The following is a 2553-nucleotide window of genomic DNA, read 5'->3' on the forward strand; positions in this document are numbered from 1 at the left end:
GCCCTCAACAGCCTCTCCATCGAGCTCGGCGAGGCGGGCCGGCGGGCGGAGGGCCTCGCCGCCGCCGAAGAAGCCGTCGCCATCCGCCGCACCCTCAGCGAGACCAACCCCGACGCCCACCTGCCCGACCTCGCCAGCGCCCTCAACAACCTCTCCGTCCGGCTGGGCGCCCTGGGGCGGCGGACGGAGGGCCTGGCCGCCGTCGAGGAAGCCGTCGGCCACTACCGCGTCCTGGCCGAGGCCGGCCCGGACGCCCACCTGCCCGGCCTCGCCAGCGCCCTCAACAGCCTGTCCATCGAGCTCGGCGAGGCGGGCCGGCGGGCGGAGGGCCTCGCCGCCGTCGAAGAATCCGTCGCCATTCTCCGCACCCTCAGCGGGACCAACCCCGGTGCCCACCTGCCCGACCTCGCCAGCGCCCTCAACAACCTCTCCATCGACCTCGGCGAGGCGGGCCGGCGGGCGGAGGGCCTCGCCGCCGCCGAAGAAGCCGTCGCCATCTTCCGCACCCTCGGCGAGGCCGACCCCGGTGCCCACCTGCCCGGCCTCGCCAGCGCCCTCAACAGCTTCTCCATCGAGCTCGGCGAGGTGGGCCTGCGGGCGGAGGGCCTGGCCGCCGTCGAAGAAGCCGTCGCCATCCGCCGCGCCCTCGCCGAGGCCGACCCCGCCTCCTTCGGACCGGCTCTTCGGCAATCCCTGGCCGTGGCCGACTGGCTTGAGGGGATCGGTCCGTAGGCGAGTAGGACGGATACCGTCGAATCCTCCGGCACGAGGAACACGGCACGTTCGGAATGACGCTCCCCGCCGGGCCGGCCGGACCGGCCGGATCAGCCGGATCGGCCGGTCGACCCACCACCGGCGTGACGGCGGGTCGGCAGCTCCGGCGCCGAGGACCCCTGCGATCAACGGATCATCAGGAAACCCGGGAGGACGCGGCGCCGACGGACGCTAGGCTGCGGTCCGCGAGTGATCACCGACCGAGGGGGGCGGGATGCTGACGTACCAGGACCTGACCGGGCCCGAACAGCGGGTGTGGGACGCCTGCGCCACGGGCGCGCCGGTCGACCTGCGCAGCGGCGCACCCGCCGAGGACGATCCGACCGGCGGCGCGGCCTGGGGCGAGGAACGCTCGGTGCGCGCCGAGGCGATCGCGACCGCCCTGCTCGGCGACGCCGGACCGGCCGGCCCGGTGCGCGTGCTGTACCTGACCGGGGCCCGCATCACCGGGAGGCTCGACCTGCGCGGGCTGACGGCCGCCGGTGAACTGCGCCTGGAGGGCTGCTACTTCGAGGAGCAGGTGGTACTGCGGGACGCGACGCTGCGCTCCACCAGCCTGAGCGGCTGCCGCGTCCCCGGGATCGACGGGTGGCTGCTGAAGGTCGACGGCAACCTCTTCTTCGAGAAGGCCGTCCTCGACGGGCGGCTCACCCTCACCCGCGCGCACATCACCGGCGAACTGCGGCTCAGCGGAGCCCGGCTCACCGCCACCGAGTTCCTCGACGGGAGCGAGCCGGACCCGTCGCGCGTCTGGGCGCTGTGGGCCGGCGGCCTGGTGATGGACGGCGGCTGCTTCGCCCGGCACGGCTTCCACGCCCGCGGCGGGCTGCGGCTGGTCGGGACCCGGTTCAACGGCGGACTGTTCATGGAGCGGGCCCGCATCGACAACCCCGGCGGCGACGCGCTCACCGGCGACGACCTCAGCGCCTCCACCCTCGTGCTCGCCGACGGCTTCACGGCCACCGGCGCGGTCCGGCTCCCCGGAGCAGCGGTCCGCAGCCGGCTCTCGCTCGACGCCGCCGTCCTGGACGGTGGCGGCGCGGTGGCCCTGGACGCCAAGCGGCTGACCGCCGGGGACCTCCGGCTCACGCCGGCCGCCACCCCGGACGGCACCGTCGACCTCCAGGACGCGCAGACCGTCGTCCTGCACGACAACGACCACAGCTGGCCGGCCGACACCCGCCTCGACGGCTTCGGCTACGGCTCCGTCCAGACCTCCACCGGCGCCCCCGACCCCGTCGCCCGCCGGCTGGCCTGGCTGGCCGCGCTCCCCGGCTACGCGCCGCAGCCCTACGAGCAACTCGCCGCCTGGTACCGGAGGATCGGCCACGACGACGACGCCCGCCGGGTGCTCCTGGAGAAGCAGCGCCGGCGCCGGCGCACCCTGCGGCTGCCCGGCCGGGTCTGGGGCCGGCTGCTGGACGCCACCGTCGGGTACGGCTACCGCCCCTGGCAGGCCGTGCTGTGGCTCGGCGGCCTCGCCCTGCTCGGCACCCTCGTCTTCCGCCACGGCGCGCCGCACGAGGTCAAGCCCGGCGAGAGCATCCCGTTCAGCCCCCTGGTCTACACCCTCGACCTGCTCATCCCCATCGGCGGGCTGGGCCAGCGCACCGCGTGGTACTGGACCGGGGCCCAGCAGTGGTTCGGCTACTCGCTGACCGCCCTCGGCTGGCTGCTCACGACGGCGGTCCTGGCGGGCATCAGCCGCACCCTCAACCGGGCCTGACGCCGCCGGCCGATCGGCCGAAGCCGGGGCCCGGGCCGGGGCCGGGGCCGGGG

The 2553-nt window shown here is 75.6% G+C and carries 2 protein-coding genes; both read left to right on the forward strand.

The annotated features are described in order from the left end of the window. A partial coding sequence (locus ACFXAM_RS38510) for a tetratricopeptide repeat protein (protein ID WP_380298568.1) occupies nt 1-732 on the forward strand: 732 nt, incomplete at its 5' end. A 256-nt stretch (nt 733-988) separates the two neighbouring features. Next, nucleotides 989-2500, forward strand: coding sequence for an oxidoreductase (locus ACFXAM_RS38515; RefSeq protein ID WP_380298569.1), 1512 nt, complete (start codon nt 989-991; stop codon nt 2498-2500). Nucleotides 2501-2553: the final 53 nt, after the last annotated feature.

Origin of the sequence: Kitasatospora sp. NPDC059462, assembly GCF_042749955.1 — a bacterium.
Taxonomy (GTDB): Bacteria; Actinomycetota; Actinomycetes; order Streptomycetales; family Streptomycetaceae; genus Kitasatospora.